1 protein-coding gene is annotated in these 574 nt (G+C 52.6%); it reads left to right on the top strand.

Annotated elements, in window-relative coordinates; translation table 11 throughout:
* Nucleotides 1-574: HlyD family secretion protein (locus R7E78_RS28860; RefSeq protein ID WP_318058981.1), on the top strand; the 574-nt coding region annotated here is incomplete at both ends.

Below are 574 nucleotides of genomic sequence, written 5' to 3'. Positions count from 1 at the left end.
ACATTGCTGCTGCATCGGCTCGCGTAGCCCGAGCGGAAGCGCAGCTCACCGAAGCGCAGAAAAACTATCAACGCAAAGCAGAACTGGTGCGTAAAAAGCTCATCAGCCAATCCGAAAAAGATTCCGCTCTTGCGGCAAGGGACTCGGCGAGAGCCGAATTAGACTCAGCAAAAGAAGAGTTCAGTAAGCTCACCGCAGGTTCTCGCCTCGAAGACATCGAACAAGCTAAAGCCGCTTTAATGGCGGCAAAAGCCGAAGTAGCGTTGCAAGAGCAAAAACTGGCAGAACTCACCATCACGGCTACGCGTGACGGTACGCTCGATAATTTGCCTTACAATCTTGGCGAACGCGTACCAGTGAACGGTGTGGTTGCCGTGATTCAAGCCAACCGCGTGCCGTATGCGCGAGTGTATGTTCCTGCCGATTATCGAATCGGGTTTATTCCTGGGAAAACCGTGACGGTGAATGTCGATGGTCCTCAGAGTCCATTCCAAGGCACCGTTCGTTGGGTGGCTAGTGAGCCTTCATTCACGCCCTACTTCGCACTAACCGAAGAAGAACGTTCACGATTGAT

The organism is Vibrio sp. YT-19(2023) (assembly GCF_033337395.1).
This window is presented reverse-complemented; position numbering and strand designations above follow the sequence as displayed.